Genomic DNA, 18,163 nt, shown 5'->3' with positions numbered 1-18,163 from the left:
GCAGTTACATATGTTCATGGATAACGGAGTATTCATAACCTTGCTCCACCAAAAACATCTGGCGACGCAATGCAAACTCCTGTTCCCTGCTATCTTCCGATACGAGCGTATAAAAATAGGCTTTATTATCTCCCGGCTTAGGCCTCAAAATCCTGCCCAGTCGCTGTGCCTCTTCCTGCCTTGAGCCATAACTTCCCGATATTTCAAGCGCTACAGCTGCATCCGGAAGGTCCACGGCAAAGTTCGCCACCTTGGAAACCACAATTGTTTTGATCTCGCCCCGGCGAAAGGATTCAAACCACTTCACCCGTTCATGTTGGGACATCATGCCAGAAATCAGTGGCGCGTCAATTTCCCGGGCAATGGTTTCGAGCTGATCCAGATATTGACCTATCACAAGTGCAGGCAGATCATGGTGTTGACGCAGCAATCGCCTTATCACTTGCAGCTTTGCCGGATTTTCAGCCGCAAGACGAAACTGATGTTTTGCTTCAGCCTCCAGGTAACTTGTTTTCAGATCCGTCGAAAAAGGAATGCGGATTTCCTGGCACTGCACATTGGCAATCCAGCCTTGCCGCTCTAGGTCTTTCCATGGCATATCATACAGTTTAGGACCGATGAGGGAGAATACATCCTGCTCACACCCATCTTCCCTTACCAGGGTTGCGGTTAATCCCAGTCTTCGCGTAGCTTGAATATCTGCCGTAGCCCGAAATACGGGTGCTGGCAGCAAATGCACCTCGTCATAAATGATGAGCCCCCATTCCCGCTCACTCAGCAATTTAATGTGAGTAAAATCGGAATCTTTGGATTTTCTGTGGGTAAGGATCTGATAGGTTGCCACGGTGACAGGCCGCACCTGTTTTTTTTGACCGGAGTATTCACCGATTTGATCACAGGTAAGCGTCGTCTTATCCTGTAACTCTTGGATCCACTGCCGAACCGAGGTTGTGTTGGAGGTCAATATGAGGCATTCGCATTGAAGCCTTTCCAGAACAGCCATGCCAATGACGGTTTTTCCAGCTCCACAAGGCAATACGAGCAGACCGCTGCCACCCATGCCTTCACTTCCCTCAAAAGCGTCAACGGCTTCTCTCTGATATGAACGCAGCCCAAAAGCTTCCTGATCCGAATCGGTTTCATGAAGGTCATTCGCTTCACTTTTCCAGCCAAAAGAAAGACGTGTTCCGGGGCGGTATCCGGCATAATCCAGTACAGGGTAGCCCAAACGCGTCAATTCTTGCTTAAGTAATCCTCGCTGTTCTCCGCGAACCACAAGCTCGTCCGGAGCCACACGTTCCATACGAAAAGCTGCAATGGTCTTTAGCCCAGTCAACTCGTCAAGCAGTTGTTCACTGTCTCCGACCAGGCGCAGACGCTGATGGTCCTTTTCCCAATTGAGCTTCAACTTCCCGTATTGACCCATAATCCTTCGAATATCCTGTATGAGGGCCGCTGGTACGTTCCAGCGAGAAACGGACTCCAGACTGCTAATGACTTGATCAGCACTCCATCCAAGTGCAGCAGCATTCCAAAGAGATAATGATGTCATGCGGTAGGTATGGAAGCCCTCAGGGGTCTTCACAAGTTCGGCGAATGTTCCTAGTCGTGCGCGGGCCTGCTCGAATCCGGGATGACCCACTTCCAGCAGTATCGTAAAATCCCGCTGAACAATACATGCATCTGTCGTCTCCATCCCTGCTCCTCCTGTCTGATGGAATTACGTTGTGCTCTCTACGGATAAGCATGCATAACAAAAAGTCCAGTTCCGGCAAACCCAGAAATGAACCTTCGCAGCCGACACTCCCATCCTGGTCATACAAAAAAGAGCACCCTACTTCTAAGAGTAGGATGCCCAACTATACCCAAAACATTCTGTTAATCCGCCATATAATCGGTAGCCATGGCAATAAAGAGCTTTACAGCATGCTGCATGGCATCTTCATCAAAATCAAATTTGGGGTGATGATGCGGATAAATGGCGCCTTTGTCCGGATTGCCCGCACCGACAAACATGAAGCAGCCTGGAACCTTCTGTAAATAGTAAGCGAAATCTTCTGCTGGCATCAACATAGGCGATGTCTGCACTTGTTCCTCCCCAAACACCTGGACCGCACTCCGGAAGAACCGGGCCGTTTCTCGCTCATCGTTCACGACAGGCGGATAACCCATGATGTAATTCACATCTGTCTGTGCTCCATACGCTCCACCCGTCTGGGAAACGATGGTGTGTACACGTTCCTTCATTTCTGCTCTTGTTTCTTCATCAAATGTTCGGACAGTTCCACTCATTTTGCAGGACTCTGCAATAACATTCTGGGCAGATCCCGCCTGCATTGTGCCGATGGTCAATACTGCAGGACGCAGCGGATCCACGGAACGACTGACGACCGTCTGCAGCTGCATGACAAGTGCAGAACCTGCGACCAGACTGTCTATGGTCGACTGCGGCATGCCTCCGTGACCGCCTTTTCCTTTGATCTCAATGTAAAAGTCGTCCGCAGCCGCCATGAGCGGTCCTTCCTTGCTGGCTGCCACTCCCACCGGAAGAGGCGTCCACAGATGGATGCCATAGATCACATCGACACCATCAAGCGCACCATCCGAAATGACTTTTACAGCCCCGCCTGGAAGCAGCTCTTCCGCAGGCTGAAACAAGAAGCGGATCTCGCCTTGGATATCAGCCTTGTGCTTGCTGAAATACAATGCCGTTCCGAGTAAAATGGACACATGCCCATCATGACCACACGCATGCATTGCTCCTGCCTTTTGCGAAGCATATTCAACGTCCTTCTCATCCTGAATCGGCAGTGCATCCATATCAGCCCGAAGCATGACGACCGGACCAGGCTTGTCCCCCCGAATCGTACCAATCACACCATGACCGCCTACATGACGTTTCACTTCAGCTCCGAAGCTCTCCAGCATATCCGCCACAAAAGAGGATGTCTTCTCCTCATGAAAGGAAACCTCGGGATTGCGATGAAGATGACGCCGCCATTCCACCATATGGATTTGCAGATCGTCCCACCATATATTATTTGTCATTTTCTCCCCATCCTTTCGATCTTGAACGGAACTTTCATCAAGTCCGAACCATCCTCATCAAACCTATTGCTGTATATTGTAGCAGAATTGGAAGAAAACCGATACGAAACGCCTTTCGAAAGCTTGCACGGGAAGGGGAAACATACTATCATGAACTAGAGAAATGCACGAGAATTATACTCGGAAGCTTATGAGGAGGATCAGACGCTTATGATTTTTGAGAATACAGGCTTGGATGGCTTGAAAAGCGACTTGGCATACCTGGATGAGAGCGCCGAGAAAGTCGGATTTGTCCGGTGGCAATGGGAGTATTACCGTGCTACATATGACTACAAAATCGAAGATGACAACACAAAATCGGAATACTTTGTACGTATCAATACCCGTGTAGTGGATGGCAAACTTGAAAAACCGGATACGGTGCTCTCTGTCGAGGCTGTTTATCTCGGAAAAGCAACCTTCCCGCACGGTCTGGATTATGACTCTTCTGTTCCGCAGCCAGTCGTGAAGCTGGCAGCCCAAAAATTGCAGCAGCTCAAAGAACTGCTGGAAGCTTAGGCTGGGCCAAACCATGAAACAACAAACGGCCCAAACGAAAACGAAGAGAGGCACGCCGGATTTTCAACTGCTAATCCTCACTTTATTGTTGGTGGGCTTTGGACTGGTGATGGTGTTTAGCTCCAGTTCCAGCATTGCAATTGCAAGCAAAAGTTTTAACAATGATGCCCTATACTTCACGAAAAAACAACTGATGTGGGCGGTTATCGGTTTAGTTGGTATGTTTTTTGCCATGAACATTCGTTTTAACAAATACAAGAAGCTTTATGCACCCTTTTTCCTGTTCACTACCGTAATGCTCCTGCTTGTTTTGGTTACAGGCAAGGTGTTAAATGGTGCACGAAGCTGGATTCACATCTTTGGCTTCAGTGTTCAGCCTGCGGAGTTTGCCAAAATTGCCATTATTCTGTATCTCTCTGCACTGATCACCAAAAAAGGGGAACGATTCAGGGATCTCAAGACAGGTTATATTCCGGTCCTCGTGATCGTCGGTTTCATTGCAGGACTAATCATGCTGCAGCCCGACTTCGGTACCTGCTTCATTCTGGTTTCCACCTGTGGTCTCGTCATCTATGCAGGCGGGGCCAGCATGAAGCATATTATGGGTTCGATCATGCTTGTCGTGTTAGGAGGGGCGCTTGCACTTGGGGCGAATGCCCTTTTCTCCTCTGTGTCTCCTTCAGACAGTGTTACCGATACGACAACAGCCAGTGCTGAGCAGAACTACAAGATTGGACGGATCCAGGCATTCCTCAATCCGTTATCGGACCCTAGCGGAGGAAGTCTTAACCTTTTCCGCTCTCTTGTGGCCATCGGTGATGGCGGCATGACCGGTTCCGGGATTGGACAAGGTACGATGAAGCTTCATTATCTGCCGAATGCATATAATGACTTTATTTTCTCCGTGATTGGGGAAGAGCTCGGATTCCTTGGAAGTACATTGTTCCTTTTGGTTTACTTGTACTTTATCTGGCGGGGCATTATCGTCTCCCTGCGCTGTCCTGATCCGTTCGGAACGCTGGTCGGTATCGGAATTATGGGCCTGATCGCCATTCAGGCGTTCATTAACATCGGAGGTGTGACCCAGACGATTCCGGTAACGGGGGTCACCCTTCCGTTTATCAGTTATGGAGGAACCTCACTCTTTGTGATGATGGTCGCCATGGGCATTCTGCTCAGTATCTCGCGTACCAACAATCAGGATGTCATCAAGGAAGAGCGAACGAAATCCGTAACGGTACAAACGCAAACACGCACATCTCCGGCTGTACGTTCACGGGAATCCATTCGCCGCATTCGTTAACATTTATTTCGAGAATAATAAAAAAAAGACTTCGCATCCCTGGGATGTGAAGTCTTTTTTGGTTCACTGGAGTCAGCGACCATTATCTGGTCATCTGGCTCTCCAGTTCAATTGGAGGTTATAAGCCTACAGGTCGTCGCCTTTGAAGGATACGCCTTCTACCTTCACGTTCACTTCGACAACGCGTAATCCGGTCATGGTCTCTACCGCTTCTCTCACATTCTGTTGAAGCATGCGGGATACTTCATGAATCGGTGTCTCGTACAGGACGATGATGCGCAGATCAATGGCTGCTTCCAGCTGGCCGACCTCAACGCCTACGCCTTTCTGTACGTTTTTACCGCTGAGACGTTTGGCCCAGCCCTCTGACAATCCTCCAGACATTGCGGCAATTCCGGGTGTCTCCATCGCAGCCATTCCGGCAATTTTCGCCACCACGTCATCGGCAATCCGGATGTTCCCGCCTTCTAGTTGAAGTTGTTCTGCCATGCCACATCCTCCTTCACTTCGTTACTCGTATTTTAAATCCTTTCCACCCCAAAAAGCAAATTAAACTCAAAAACATGCGTTTACAACCTACCACCATTTGGTTATATTGAAATATGAAAATAATCTCATAAAGATTTATTATGGTCATCAAAACAAAATAATTATTAAACCGAGGTGTTTGTTGTGAGAAACCGGATTTCATCCATTTTGCTGATTGTCACCTTTGCTCTCAGCGCCATCGCCCACTATCTGCATTGGAATCCGATCCTGCAGTTTGTGATTTCAGCCATTTCGGTTATTTTCGTGGCCGGTTTTTTAGGAAAAGCCACCGAAAATGTTGCGCACTATGCCGGACAACGGCTTGGCGGATTTCTGAATGCAACGTTCGGTAACGCAGCTGAACTGATCATTGCCATTTTCCTCGTAAAAGAAGGATTGTTCGACATGGTGAAAGCCAGCTTGACTGGCTCCATTATCGGGAACCTGCTGCTGGTGCTCGGACTGAGCATCTTTGCCGGAGGTCTCAAGTTCAAAATTCAAAATTACAACGTATCGCTTGCAGGTTTAAACGGCTCTCTGATGATTGTGGCGATTATTGCCCTGTTTATCCCGGCTGTCTTTCTCAATACCCATTCCATTACACAAAAGGATACCGACACGCTTAGCCTGATTGTCGCAGGCTTGCTGATCCTTGCCTACATCGCTTGGCTGCTGTTCTCCATGGTCACCCATAAGAATTATCTCGCAGATGTCACTGTGGATGAAGATGAAGAGCTGCCGCACGAACATGCACCGGCATGGTCCAAGAAAAAATCGATTCTATATCTGGTCGTGGCAACGGTCATGGTGGCCTTTGTCAGTGAATGGCTCGTGGGTACGCTTGAGGTGTTTACCGAAGAGTTTGGTCTGAGCGAACTGTTCGTCGGTGCATTTTTGGTTGCCATCATCGGTAATGCCGCTGAACACAGTGCAGCCATCATGCTTGCGATGAAAAACAAAATCGGCGCTGCGGTGGAGATTGCAGTCGGCAGCAGCTTGCAAATCGCACTCTTTGTTGCACCCGTGCTGATTTTTGTAAGTTATTTTACAGGCAGAACCATGGATATCGTCTTTACAACCATTGAGCTGGTCGCCATTGGGGTATCCGTGTTTATCGCCAAATCGATTACCCAGGATGGTTCAACGAACTGGTATGAGGGATTGCTCCTGCTGGTGGTGTACATTATTTTGGGGGTTTCCTTCTTCTTGGTGTAACGCTGGAACCTTGCAGAACCAAACAAAAAATTCATCAACCAAAAGCAGCCCGGAATTTCATTCCGGACTGTTTTTTTCATCTTAAACTTTAAGGCTCAATCCCTTCCCGCGTTCAAACACACAAAAAAAGCATGCAAAACTCCTGCATGCCTTCTATTCTGACCCGCGCTATAGCAGGCTATTGCTCATTCTTTTTGTTCAAAGCTTCATATAGAATTGCCAGATTCCGCTCAAGCGCACTTACCAGCTGCTTACCTGCACCTTCCGGAAGAAGCCCTGCACGAACAGCAAAATCGACTTCCTTGGAGAACCCATACATCTGTGTATCCAATACTTCCTCATAGAGAGGGCAGTAGCGGGTAGCCAGATTCTCCATCTGTACTTCAATAAGCTTCTGTATTTTATCTGCATCTTCTTGAAGAAGACTGATCGCTTTCATGTTCAGCTGGTCCTGCAGATCAGATGAAGTCATGCATTTTTCCCCCCTATGTCCCAAAAATCGCGTAAAGACGTTCTACCTCTAATATTAGACGAAATCAGGAGCTAATACAAGAACCTGACCAAAATAACCACGCAAAGTGGAGGCTCTGTCAGTGTGTATTTCAAGTCCTTTGCAAGGGCTAACAGAACCTGTACATCTTCATACGCAAAAAAGCACCCCCGCCAAGACAGGCGGAGATGCTCCCTGAAACGATTACTCGGACGCGATGCTCACGTTCAGTCCGTGTTTGGCAAATACTTCGGACATGGCTGTTTTGGCTTCGTCAGCATCTGGTCCATGAACGTGCAGTTCATAGCTGTGTGTGCTGATCAGCGTGGTAAACAACCCGAGAATACTTTTGACGTCAATATACTTGTTCTCCGAATGAAGCACGATTGAAGAAGTAAACTTGCCTGCTGTTTGAGCAATTTCCACTACAGCCGCGTTATTACTCGACATAGGAATCCCTCCGTCTTTTCACATTTGGTATCATCTATTAATTACCACTACATGATACCGTGAATCCGCTTTCCTAGCAACAGCAAAATCCCGCTGTTACTTCAATTGGTCCGGATTGAGGCATTCCAGTTCCGGAATCACAAAGATGCCGTCTTTGCGAATCAGCACATCGTCGAAATAAATCTCGCCACCGCCGTAGTCCGGGCGCTGAATCAGCACGAGATCCCAGTGAATGGACGAGCGATTTCCATTATCCGTTTCTTCATATGCCTGCCCTGGAGTAAAGTGCAGACTGCCTGCAATTTTCTCATCAAACAGGATATCTTTCATCGGATGAAGAATATGCGGATTGAACCCAATCGCAAATTCACCAATATGACGTGCACCGTCATCGGAATTCAGAATTTCGTTCAAGCGCTCCGTATCGTTGCTTGTCGCTTCAACAATTTTGCCATCCTTGAAGGTGAATTTGATATTTTCAAACGTAACCCCGTTATAGAGGGTAGCTGCATTATAACTGATTGTTCCGTTTACTGAGTCACGCACAGGTGCACTGTAAACCTCACCATCAGGGATATTTTTTTGACCGGAACACTTCACTGCACCGATATCTTTAATGGAGAAACTCAAATCCGTGCCTGGTCCTGTAATACGAACTTTGTCCGTACGGTTCATCAGGGCTGCCAGGGAATCCTGTGCTTTGTCCATTTTGGCATAATCCAGGTTGCACACATCGAAATAGAAATCTTCGAATGCTTCCGTGCTGGTATTCGCCAGCTGCGCCATACTGGCATTCGGGTAACGAAGTACAACCCATTTCGTATGTTTAACCCGCTGCTCGCTATGTACCGGATGGGAATACAGTGAATTGTACATTTTCATTTTTTCTTCCGGCACGTCGGACAGGTCGTTTACATTCTCGCCTGCACGAATACCAATGTAACAATCCATTTGTTTCATTCGGTTCAGGTCAATCTCTGCCCAGGTTTTCATCATCTCTTCTGTAGCATTTTTCAGCATCGCGCGCTGTACCGTCTTATCCGTCAGCTGTACAAAGACATTGCCGCCTTTTTTTCCTACTTCTTCAATAATGGCATTGATCAGATCACGCTCCGATCCAATCATCTCAACCAGCACGTTCTCGCCAGGCTGTACATCTACAGAGTAGCCAACCAGATTGGCTGCAAGCTTCTGAATTCGTGGGTCCTTCATCTCGTAAATCCTCCTGTCATCTGTCATTCTATAATTGAACAACGGTAAATTACGATACTATTGTAGCACGCCACAGCAATCCCGTCAGCAGGCAGACCCCAACCTCTTAATCATATGTTTTGAAATTAACGTCCATCACCAGAGCTTCCTTATTGCTTTTGTTGCTTGAATCCCTATAGGTCACCTGACTTTCCGAGGAGAGCCGCAGCGGCAAACTGGTTTTGCGATCCACAGTAAGATGATACACGGTTTGCACCTTCGCCTGTTTCATCATTTGTTCCATGCTGGTTTCACCTTGCTGCCATACTTTGCTCAAATCCTTCTCAAGCTTTGCCTGACTTGTTCCTTTAAATGTACTAGCCTTGTGCATATATTCTGCCTTGATTGAGTTCATCTCGTCTTTTAACTGGGCTGTTGCCCAGGCCTTTGCATCATCAGGAGCAAGCTCAATCCGAAGAATCCGTGTTCTTCGACCGGAACCGTATTCGGATTTTATCGTTTTGTTCATCCGGTCGATATTTTCCAGTTGTGCAATCGGATTATAGCGGGACAGGGATCCCCGGAGAGGTTCATGCTCTGCAGTCAATGCCATCCATTGTCCATGTTTTCGTTGAAAAGAAGCGCTGAATCCGCTTGGTCGTCCATTAAGGTTTGCTGAAGCAGCACTCATGCCACCTGCTGAACCTGTGCCCGCTGTGGTCACCGCTCCTGGAAGTCTTGTCTGTAGAGTCAGCTGGTCATGGTTTTCCAGCTTCCCTTCGAATTTGAACTGATTCTCAAATAGGCCGCTGCTCTCACGTCTCAAACCGGCTTCCCCTACAAAGTCCAGCTTTTCTTTGCCAGCAATCCCCGATAAGGCCATTGAGAATACTTCTTCAGCACTTCGCTCACGCTGTATTAGCCCGCAGCCTGGTGCGGAAATGATAACCACACCTAGAAGCAACAATAATGTGCGCATACCCTGCCGTGTAATCATGTGCAATACCTTCCTTCCGTCCAACGTTCTCCATAGCCTGCCCCTCCTGTATGCCCTTATACTTCCCTGGAACGCAAACTTTGCTGCAAAAAAAGAGAGAACGACTCCAATGTGGAATAGTTCTCTCTTAGCGTGTAACTTCCTGTTCTTCCAGCACAATTCGGTTGCGTCCACCGTGCTTGGCTTCGTAGAGGGCCATATCTGCCCGGTAAAACAATGACTCTACACTAACCTTGTCATCCATCCAATTCCACTCGGCAATGCCACTGGAGACGGTCACGGGCGGTCTGGTCTCTTCCGCCACTCGTCTGCGAATAACCTCTGCATATTCCACTGCCTGGCGGATACCCAGCTGCGGCATGTAAATGGCCAGTTCCTCGCCACCCCACCTGGCACAGACGTCCTCGGAACGAACAGAAGTTGTAACAATATCGCTTACCTGCTTCAGCACCTGATCGCCGGTTTGATGACCGAATGTATCGTTCACCTGCTTGAACTGATCGATATCCACTACAATTAATGAACCGCAAAATTCATGTGTCTGTCGTTCGTGTATAACACTATCCAGATAATGCCTAACGTAGAGCCCTGTCAACATATCCAAATTGGCCAAGCGTCGAACCTCGGCATGCAGCGTCGCATTGGAGAGGGCCAACCCTACGTGGATGGAAAGCATCTGCAACAGGCGATAATTATCGTATGAGAAAAAATGTTCTTTGGGGTGCCCAAGCAAAATGGTACCCTTCATTTGACCATTCACCCGAATTGGCGAGGCCATTAGTGACATGGAGCTCGTAACCTCCATAAATACGGAAGACACTTTCGTACACTGCGCATAATTAGAAAGAATGAGAGGTTCTTCAGTCTGATACAGCATGCCAGTGATACCATAGTCCAGTGGAAAAGACTTATGACGCATCTCTCCAACATTTGATGACATTACCTCGAAACGATTCGTACTGTCATTCAATTGAAGAATACAACAGGATTCAGCCTGAAATATGTCCTTTAACTCCAACTCGGAGATTTGATAAATCTCTTTCAGCTGCAGACTTTTATTCAAACGTTGTGTCAGATCATTGATTAGACGAAGTTCCTGAATCAACATGTTCGATTGCTCGTGCAGTTTGGCATTCTCAAAAGCGGTTCCTGCTGTATCAGCCATCATTGTAATCAGCTGCAAGTCGGGATCTTCCATGAGCTCTTCATTCATCTCAATGTGAAATACACCATAAATGCCCTGCTTCCCTTTCAGCGGAAGCCCAACCTCGACAATACGACTCTCTCCCTGATCTGATCGGATTATGATCGTTTGGCCATCTTTAAACGAACGAACACAGATATCTTCCCCCTGCTCATGAAACAGCAAAGGTCTGATCCTTGGATTGGAACTGTTCCGATCCTGGGACATGTACAGATTCATACTGGTGGTCGGATACAAATAATCAATGCTGTCGAAAACCTCGTCCAATATGGCATCCACATCCATTTTGTCATGCATCCGCTGGACGATCTGAAACAGAATCGATCTCCGATGCTCTTCACGCGCCGTTTGCTCATGAGCTTTTAACAGATCCGCCATAAATATGTATTCAAATCTTCGGTAAAAGCAAGTACGATAATGTGCTGCCTCAGATCGAACAATCACTTCAGACGTTTCATATCGATTAGGCTCGTAAACTAAAGCTGTAAACACGGCGAACATATCCTTGTTGATTCTGGAAAACAAAGGTTCGGCCATAAAATGAAACTCGCCATGTTGATCAGAACCTCGCACAGATTGTGCCTTTCCAGTTTCAAGACACGCCATCACCGTTTCCCTTGGTATAGACCCATTCTCGAACTCATTTGCGAACCCCATACAAATGCCTTCCGTATTCCAAACGCTGTATATTCTAGATGACTTGTCCAAGTCCGAATCATGCTGGGCTTGCCAATCAGTGTAGGCTTGCTGCAGCAAGTTTCCCAAATATGAGAAATCAAAAGGTGTAATATCCATTTGTTGCATCCAGAACGCATGCTCTTTGTGCCGAGCTGCAGAAGATGCGGAATCGCCCGAACTTGGCGAATTCAAGCTAGCCGGTAAACTTCCTAGATGTTCTAACATGTCAGGCGCTCCTTTGCACCGTTTTTGCATCCATTTATGGGATGCATTAATCTGCATACGTTATCGCAAACCTGCAAAAACCTTACGATAACCTTAATGTACATGATCATTTAAAGTTAAGATACATTCTATTTTACTCTCTTCAAAGCTTTTTTGCATCCATATTTCAGAAAATCGTCCCATTTTTTTGGGCCTAATGACCTATCGACAAATTTAGACGTTTTTTTGCATTTATCCTACTCTTGACTTTGTCTCTCTTAAACTGTAATATAAATTGTTGATGAAGACTACTAATGGGTCTTTAAATTTGGGCATTACCGGTTGTGTCACCCTCATTCTTTTTGTTGCTTTCAGGACAGCGGCTGAACTTTCCTGATTGACGTATGCGAGCCCTTGCCCGCATCAACAAATTGGAGCGCAAACAGAGCCCTATATGAACTTTAACTAAAAAGGAGCTACTTTAAACATGGCACGTTACACTGGTCCTAAATTTAAATTGAGCCGTCGTCTCGGCATTTCCCTGAGCGGTACAGGCAAAGAATTGAAACGTCCTTTCCCTCCAGGTCAGCATGGAGCTAACCAACGGAGAAAAATGAGCAACTACGGTATGCAGTTGCAAGAAAAACAAAAACTTCGCCACATGTACGGTTTGGGCGAAAAACAATTCCGCACTCTGTTTGCTAGAGCGCAAAAAATGCAAGGTATCGCGGGTGAAAACTTCATGTTCTTGCTTGAGTGCCGCCTTGATAACCTCGTTTACCGTCTTGGTTTTGCTAACTCCCGTGCAGGAGCACGTCAGTTGGTATCCCACGGTCACGTGACTGTAAACGGCAAAAAAGTCGACATTGCTTCTTACCAAGTAAGCACTGGCGATGTAATCAGCTTGCGTGAAAGAAGCCGCGGTCTTTCTTCCGTTAAGGAAGCTTTGGAAAACCGTTCGCATCTTCCAGCATACCTGGAATTCAACGACACTGCTGTAGAAGGTAAATACATCCGTCTGCCTGAGCGTTCGGAGTTGTCCCAAGACATCGACGAAAAACAAATCGTCGAGTTCTACAACCGTTAATCGTTGGAACTTCATTAAAAGCTTCACTCCAAAAAGCTGTCCGAGATCTTCTCGGCAGCTTTTTTTGTGCTCACTTTCTACATACAGGATTTAGTAAGCATGAAAAATTTCATATTCCATAAAATAATGGCAATTTTCGACCATTGCTTGTATTTCTCAGGCATGCAAACCCGCCTTTTTATGCTATAATAAGTGCTGTTAAAAGGAGGAAGACACTGAATGGTTGATGTTAATAAGAAAAAGCCCGATGAACAGCCTGCCCGCAAGCGCAGCTTCGCCCGCAGACTGGGCAGTGTCGTCAAATGGATGGTTGTCCTGGGATTCATGGGGGCGCTATTTGTTGGCGGTGCTCTGATGGGATACGTCAGTTCCATTGTGAAAGACGAGCCCGTCCGCTCCAGGGCCCTGATTGAGCAAAAAGTCAGCGAAAACTCCATCACAGGCTTTGCTTACTTTGCCGACGGTAGTCCGATCGGTCAATTACGTACGGAAGAAGACAGGCGTCCGGTCACTTTTGACCAGATACCGCAGAAAGTTATTGATGCTGTCATATCGATTGAAGACAATCATTTTTACGAACATAAAGGTGTGGATATGAGCGGAACGCTCCGGGCCGTGAAACAGAAAGTGCTGAAAGAATCTGTACAAACGGGCGGAAGCACACTGACTCAACAATTGGCACGGCGCGTGTTCTTGAATCTGGATCGTACCGAAGACCGCAAAGTAAAGGAAATATTGCTGTCTTTGCGGCTCGAGCGATTTCTGACCAAAAACGAGATCATGACCGCCTATCTGAACAAGGTCCCATTTGGTAATGGTTCCAGTGGATACAATGTATATGGAATCAAGGCAGCTGCCAAAGGATTGTTTAATATTAACGATCTGGAGAAAGTTAACACGGCACAGGCTGCCTATCTCGCCGGATTGCCTCAGCTCCCCTCTTCTTATTCTGCCTTTAACGGAAAAGGCGACTTTGTAGAGGAGAATTTTGAGCGTGCAATTAATCGCCAGCAGCTGGTATTACGCCGTATGCTTGAACTTGGAAAAATTAATCAAACCGAGTATGACGAGGCACTTGCTTTTGACATCAAGAGTTCTCTGGCACCGAAAACCGTCAAGGCTTACAACACTTATCCATATCTTATGATGGAAACCGAACGCCAGGCTGCACAAATTTTGATGAAACAGCTGAATTCGGATGCTGCTGCCGACTCAGGATCTTCTGAAGGCGCAGATTCCAGTGAGGAAGCAACTCAAAAGGAAAGCGGCGCTTTGTTGGAAGAAGCCCAGCAGCAATTGCGTACAGGCGGATACCGTATATACACCACGATTAACAAGAGTGTGTACAAAACGATGCGTACCATCGCCGAAGATGACAGCAATTTCGCAGCGGATGATCCCAAAAAAGGTAAAGAACAGACCGCAGCCATAATGATCGATCACAAAACCGGAGCCATTCTAGGCATGATCGAAGGTCGCAATTTCCAGGATGAACAGATGAACTATGCGACCCAAATGATCCGTCAGCCTGGTTCAACCATGAAACCTATTGCTGCATATCTGCCAGCTCTGGAAGAAGGACTCGTTCAACCCGCGTCCATCATTGATGATTCACCGATTATTCTCAAGGATGGCCCAAACGGGTTCCATATTCCGAAGAATGCGAACAATCGTTACCAGGGACTTGTAACCGCCCGAAGAGCACTCAACTACTCTCTGAACGTTCCTGCGCTGAAACTCTTTAATGAAGACGTCGGGATCGAAAAAGCCTGGGCATTTTCCAAGAAGCTTGGCATAACAACCATTCAGCAGCAGGACTACCAGGCACAGACCGGTGTTCTCGGGGGACTCCAGTACGGCGTAACCGTGGAAGAACTTACGAACGCTTACGGAGCTATTGCAAACAACGGGGTTTATAATGACTCTTATATGATTAGTAAAATTGTGGATTCCAAAGGAAATATCGTTTATAAGCATGAAGCAGAACCTGTTCAGGCTTTCTCCGAACAAACGGCGTACCTGATGACGGATATGTTAAGAACCGTAATCACCGAAGGTACTGCTGATAAGGTTCGTGAAACGTATAAGTACACCAAAAGTGCACCTATCGTAGGAAAAACCGGTTCAACGCAAAACTATGCGGATGTCTGGTTTGAAGGCTATACGCCTGATGTCACGCTTGGTGTGTGGGTCGGGTACAAACAGCCTGTAAACACGTTGGAAACGAAATCTCAGCGCAAACGTGCGCAGCAGCTCTGGTCTCAAATTTTGAATGAAGTCGTTGCAACAGATAAGGAACTGTTCGTGACAGATTCATTCAAGAAGCCGTCCGGGATTGAGACACGCACGGTATCGGCTTATAGCGGCAAATTGCCAACATCACTGACTGACAAATTTGTTACAGATATTTTCAACAGCAAATTTGTTCCGAAAGATAGCGATGATGGTGTCGCAAAAGCAAAATACATTACCTACAATGGTGTAAACTACATCCCGCGTGATGAAACACCTGCAGACATGCTGAAGGAAAAGACGGTCATCAAACGGAAGAAACCGATCTCCGATCTCATCAAGGAATTGCAAAGCGCATTCTCACGGATGAGCCGGCACGAGTCTCTTGCCTATTACCTGCCAGAGGATGCAGATTCAGACATGCCAACACAGATCGATCCACGATCAGACAATGGCAAGGCACCAGATGCACCAGGCAATGTGAGGATATCCGTTGCCAATGGCAAAGCTGTAATTACGTTTAACGCAACACCTGAAAATGATGTCGTTGGATATCGCTTGTATCGCTCCGTAAATGGTGGCGGATTCCAGAATCAGGGGCAAGTTGTCCTGACAGGTGAATCCAGATCATTTACAGCATACGCCCAAGGCGGAAACTTCTCCTTCTATGTCACTGCTGTGGATGTGGCTGGCAAAGAATCTGCTCCTAGTGCTTCGGTAAGCAGTGGAGGAATGGCAGATCCACTCCCGGATGAGGAGACTAAGGAACCAATCACTGTTCCCGGAACCGTGGTTGACCCGGAAGATAACCAGGATGACAGCGCCGCAACGACGGTTCCTGGTACACCAGGCCAGGTAAGCGTTGCAGCTCTCTCTCAAGGACTGCGCATTCAATGGGCCTCCAATCCGGAAACTGAAGGTGTGCAGAGTTATGCCGTGTATTACAGTGAAACAGGCTCTGCCCCTTACACCAAGATCGGAACGACCTCTGGCACTTCAATGGATTACGGTGTTCCTGCCTCCACGACCGGATGGTTCAAAGTATCCGCCATCAACAGTGTAGGAGAATCCGAGCCTTCCGTTGCTGTTCCATATCAACCATAGGAATTGGCTTTGCACTACCCCGTTAAACCCCGATCCTCACCAAAGAGGATCGGGGTTTTTCTTCGCATAGCAAAAAAAGCCTGATCCGCATCTTACGCGAATCAGGCTCTTTATTTCATATGCAGCCTGGACATATTCGGCTGTTAGTCTTCAATTGTGGACAGATCCCCTGTCGGTAAATCCAGCTCCCACGCTTTCAACACACGCCGCATAATTTTGCCGGAACGGGTCTTGGGCAGTTTATCCTTAAACTCAATCTCACGAGGTGCAGCATGGGCTGACAAGCCCTCTTTTACAAAACGATAGATCTCTTCCTTCAACTCAGGTGTGGCTTCATAGCCTTCACGCAGTGCTACAAAGGCTTTGATGATCTCTCCGCGTGTTACATCCGGCTTGCCAATAACTCCCGCCTCGGCTACAGCAGGGTGCTCTACGAGCTTGCTCTCCACTTCAAATGGACCAATACGTTCACCCGAAGAGTTGATCACATCATCAATCCGGCCCTGGAACCAGAAATATCCTTCTTCATCCATATAAGCCGAGTCCCCAGATACATACCACCCAGAAAGCCTGAAGTATTCTTCATATTTGGCCGGGTTGTTCCAGATCTTCGCCATCATCGATGGCCATGGCGTTCGTATAGCCAGGTTACCCATGCTGTATGGAGGAAGCTCCTGCCCCCGGTCATCAATAATCGCAGCTTCAATCCCCGGCAGCGGCCGTCCCATCGAGCCTGGCTTAATGGGCATCTCCGGATAGTTACAAATCAGCTGTGCCCCGGTCTCAGTCATCCACCAAGTGTCATGGATGCGCTGACCGTAGGCTTTCCAGCCCCAACGAACCACTTCCGGATTGAGCGGTTCCCCAACCGACATGACATGCCGAAGACTGCTCAGATCATGCTGAGCAATGGTCTCATCCCCTGCGCCCATCAGCATACGAAAAGCGGTCGGTGCGCTATACCAGACGCTGACTTTGTTTTTTTCAATCGTACTGTACCAGTCTTGCGGGCTGAATCGTCCACCACGGATAACATTGGTCACGCCATTCAGCCACGGGGCGAAGATTCCGTATGATGTGCCTGTTACCCACCCGGGGTCAGCGGTACACCAGTACACGTCATTCTCCCGTAAATCAAGAACAACCTTGCCTGTATAGTAATGCTGAATCATTGCATTCTGGACGTGATAGACACCCTTGGGTTTGCCAGTAGAGCCTGATGTATAGTGAATGATCAGACCATCCTCACGATTCAGCCATTCCACTTCCATTTCATCCGAGGCTGCAGACATCTCTGCATCAAAATCAATGAGTCCCTCTTCCGTTTGCGGACCTCCACCCACCACAAAAATATGCTTCAGTTCCGGCAGTTCCGCACGTTTAATACGTCCGAGGAGTTCCGGCGTTGTGACGAGTGCTACAGCCCCGCTGTCTTCCAGTCGATCCTTCACTGCCGTCTCCATAAAAGCTTCAAACAGGGGGCCTACAATAGCCCCTGCTTTCAATACGCCCAGCAGACTAAAATACAGCTCAGGACTTCTTGGCATAAAAATAAATACGCGGTCTCCCTTGGCAATGCCATATTTGCGGAGGACATTCCCGAAACGGCTCGATTGCTCACTCAGATCAGCGAAGGTATACGCTTCTTCGCGCGAAGCATCACTGTATAACAGAGCCGTCCTTCCGCCTCTCCCCTCCAGTACATGACGATCAATCGCTTCATGCGCCATGTTGACTTTTCCGCTGGCGTGCCACGTAAAGTGCCTCTCCACCGATTCCCAATCAAACCGGCTTCGGGCCTCTGTGTAATCGCCCAGGTTAGATTCAGACACAACCGTTTGCAGCATCTCACCATGTGCTTGACTCATGCTTGC

At 47.6% G+C, this 18,163-nt stretch carries 14 protein-coding genes; 5 read left to right on the top strand and 9 right to left on the bottom strand.

Annotated elements, in window-relative coordinates; all coding sequences use genetic code 11:
- Window positions 1-4: 4 nt before the first annotated feature.
- A complete protein-coding gene (locus AAIH57_RS18050; RefSeq protein ID WP_175395698.1) occupies window positions 5-1,696 on the bottom strand; it encodes a DNA repair helicase XPB in 1,692 nt (563 codons plus the stop codon).
- Window positions 1,697-1,878: 182 nt separating this feature from the next.
- Window positions 1,879-3,048, bottom strand: a complete 1,170-nt coding sequence (locus tag AAIH57_RS18045; protein ID WP_175395699.1) for a M20 family metallopeptidase — start codon at window positions 3,046-3,048, stop codon at window positions 1,879-1,881.
- Window positions 3,049-3,258: 210 nt separating this feature from the next.
- On the opposite strand from AAIH57_RS18045, the gene AAIH57_RS18040 reads away from it, so the two are divergent.
- Both AAIH57_RS18040 and ftsW read left to right on the top strand, forming a co-directional pair.
- A complete protein-coding gene (locus AAIH57_RS18040) occupies window positions 3,259-3,606 on the top strand; it encodes a YugN family protein (RefSeq protein WP_175395700.1) in 348 nt (115 codons plus the stop codon).
- Window positions 3,607-3,619: 13 nt separating this feature from the next.
- Complete coding sequence (ftsW, locus tag AAIH57_RS18035) at window positions 3,620-4,909, top strand: putative lipid II flippase FtsW (RefSeq protein WP_430022562.1); 1,290 nt, start codon at window positions 3,620-3,622, stop codon at window positions 4,907-4,909.
- Window positions 4,910-5,035: 126 nt separating this feature from the next.
- Here ftsW and AAIH57_RS18030 read toward each other — a convergent pair whose 3' ends face one another.
- On the bottom strand, window positions 5,036-5,398 hold the full coding sequence (locus AAIH57_RS18030; protein ID WP_095290227.1) for an Asp23/Gls24 family envelope stress response protein: 363 nt from the start codon (window positions 5,396-5,398) through the stop codon (window positions 5,036-5,038).
- Between the two features lie 183 nt (window positions 5,399-5,581).
- On the opposite strand from AAIH57_RS18030, the gene cax reads away from it, so the two are divergent.
- Window positions 5,582-6,652 (top strand): calcium/proton exchanger, encoded by a 1,071-nt coding sequence (gene cax / locus AAIH57_RS18025; RefSeq protein WP_175395702.1) that lies wholly within the window; start codon window positions 5,582-5,584, stop codon window positions 6,650-6,652.
- A 178-nt stretch (window positions 6,653-6,830) separates the two neighbouring features.
- Here cax and AAIH57_RS18020 read toward each other — a convergent pair whose 3' ends face one another.
- From AAIH57_RS18020 to AAIH57_RS18000, 5 genes are all read right to left on the bottom strand, one after another.
- Window positions 6,831-7,124 carry a YlaN family protein gene (locus AAIH57_RS18020; RefSeq protein WP_095290224.1) on the bottom strand — a complete coding sequence of 98 codons (294 nt, stop codon included), beginning with the start codon at window positions 7,122-7,124 and terminating at the stop codon, window positions 6,831-6,833.
- Between the two features lie 222 nt (window positions 7,125-7,346).
- Window positions 7,347-7,592, bottom strand: coding sequence for an HPr family phosphocarrier protein (locus AAIH57_RS18015; RefSeq protein WP_175395703.1), 246 nt, complete (start codon window positions 7,590-7,592; stop codon window positions 7,347-7,349).
- 96 nt (window positions 7,593-7,688) lie between these two features.
- Window positions 7,689-8,804: an aminopeptidase gene (locus AAIH57_RS18010; protein ID WP_430022561.1), complete on the bottom strand. Its 1,116-nt coding sequence runs from the start codon at window positions 8,802-8,804 to the stop codon at window positions 7,689-7,691.
- 106 nt (window positions 8,805-8,910) lie between these two features.
- Window positions 8,911-9,780 (bottom strand): hypothetical protein, encoded by an 870-nt coding sequence (locus tag AAIH57_RS18005; protein WP_430022560.1) that lies wholly within the window; start codon window positions 9,778-9,780, stop codon window positions 8,911-8,913.
- Between the two features lie 127 nt (window positions 9,781-9,907).
- On the bottom strand, window positions 9,908-11,887 hold the full coding sequence (locus AAIH57_RS18000) for a sensor domain-containing diguanylate cyclase (protein WP_175395706.1): 1,980 nt from the start codon (window positions 11,885-11,887) through the stop codon (window positions 9,908-9,910).
- 466 nt (window positions 11,888-12,353) lie between these two features.
- On the opposite strand from AAIH57_RS18000, the gene rpsD reads away from it, so the two are divergent.
- Both rpsD and AAIH57_RS17990 read left to right on the top strand, forming a co-directional pair.
- A complete protein-coding gene (gene rpsD, locus AAIH57_RS17995; RefSeq protein WP_175395707.1) occupies window positions 12,354-12,953 on the top strand; it encodes a 30S ribosomal protein S4 in 600 nt (199 codons plus the stop codon).
- A 219-nt stretch (window positions 12,954-13,172) separates the two neighbouring features.
- Window positions 13,173-16,289 carry a transglycosylase domain-containing protein gene (locus AAIH57_RS17990; protein ID WP_430022559.1) on the top strand — a complete coding sequence of 1,039 codons (3,117 nt, stop codon included), beginning with the start codon at window positions 13,173-13,175 and terminating at the stop codon, window positions 16,287-16,289.
- Between the two features lie 143 nt (window positions 16,290-16,432).
- Here AAIH57_RS17990 and acsA read toward each other — a convergent pair whose 3' ends face one another.
- Complete coding sequence (gene acsA / locus AAIH57_RS17985; protein ID WP_175395709.1) at window positions 16,433-18,157, bottom strand: acetate--CoA ligase; 1,725 nt, start codon at window positions 18,155-18,157, stop codon at window positions 16,433-16,435.
- Window positions 18,158-18,163: the final 6 nt, after the last annotated feature.

Origin of the sequence: Paenibacillus sp. MABNR03, from assembly GCF_050455445.1 — a bacterium.
Lineage (GTDB): Bacteria > Bacillota > Bacilli > Paenibacillales > Paenibacillaceae > Paenibacillus > Paenibacillus xylanilyticus.
This window is presented reverse-complemented; position numbering and strand designations above follow the sequence as displayed.

What these genes read in the sequence shown, in the direction of transcription:
- rpsD (WP_175395707.1), top strand. Translation starts at nt 12,354, where the DNA reads ATGGCACGTTACACTGGTCCTAAATTTAAATTGAGCCGTCGTCTCGGC.
- AAIH57_RS18000 (WP_175395706.1), bottom strand. Translation starts at nt 11,887, where the DNA reads ATGTTAGAACATCTAGGAAGTTTACCGGCTAGCTTGAATTCGCCAAGT.
- AAIH57_RS18045 (WP_175395699.1), bottom strand. Translation starts at nt 3,048, where the DNA reads ATGACAAATAATATATGGTGGGACGATCTGCAAATCCATATGGTGGAA.
- acsA (WP_175395709.1), bottom strand. Translation starts at nt 18,157, where the DNA reads ATGAGTCAAGCACATGGTGAGATGCTGCAAACGGTTGTGTCTGAATCT.
- AAIH57_RS18020 (WP_095290224.1), bottom strand. Translation starts at nt 7,124, where the DNA reads ATGACTTCATCTGATCTGCAGGACCAGCTGAACATGAAAGCGATCAGT.
- AAIH57_RS18050 (WP_175395698.1), bottom strand. Translation starts at nt 1,696, where the DNA reads ATGGAGACGACAGATGCATGTATTGTTCAGCGGGATTTTACGATACTG.
- AAIH57_RS18015 (WP_175395703.1), bottom strand. Translation starts at nt 7,592, where the DNA reads ATGTCGAGTAATAACGCGGCTGTAGTGGAAATTGCTCAAACAGCAGGC.
- ftsW (WP_430022562.1), top strand. Translation starts at nt 3,620, where the DNA reads ATGAAACAACAAACGGCCCAAACGAAAACGAAGAGAGGCACGCCGGAT.
- AAIH57_RS17990 (WP_430022559.1), top strand. Translation starts at nt 13,173, where the DNA reads ATGGTTGATGTTAATAAGAAAAAGCCCGATGAACAGCCTGCCCGCAAG.
- AAIH57_RS18010 (WP_430022561.1), bottom strand. Translation starts at nt 8,804, where the DNA reads ATGAAGGACCCACGAATTCAGAAGCTTGCAGCCAATCTGGTTGGCTAC.
- AAIH57_RS18040 (WP_175395700.1), top strand. Translation starts at nt 3,259, where the DNA reads ATGATTTTTGAGAATACAGGCTTGGATGGCTTGAAAAGCGACTTGGCA.
- AAIH57_RS18005 (WP_430022560.1), bottom strand. Translation starts at nt 9,780, where the DNA reads ATGATTACACGGCAGGGTATGCGCACATTATTGTTGCTTCTAGGTGTG.
- AAIH57_RS18030 (WP_095290227.1), bottom strand. Translation starts at nt 5,398, where the DNA reads ATGGCAGAACAACTTCAACTAGAAGGCGGGAACATCCGGATTGCCGAT.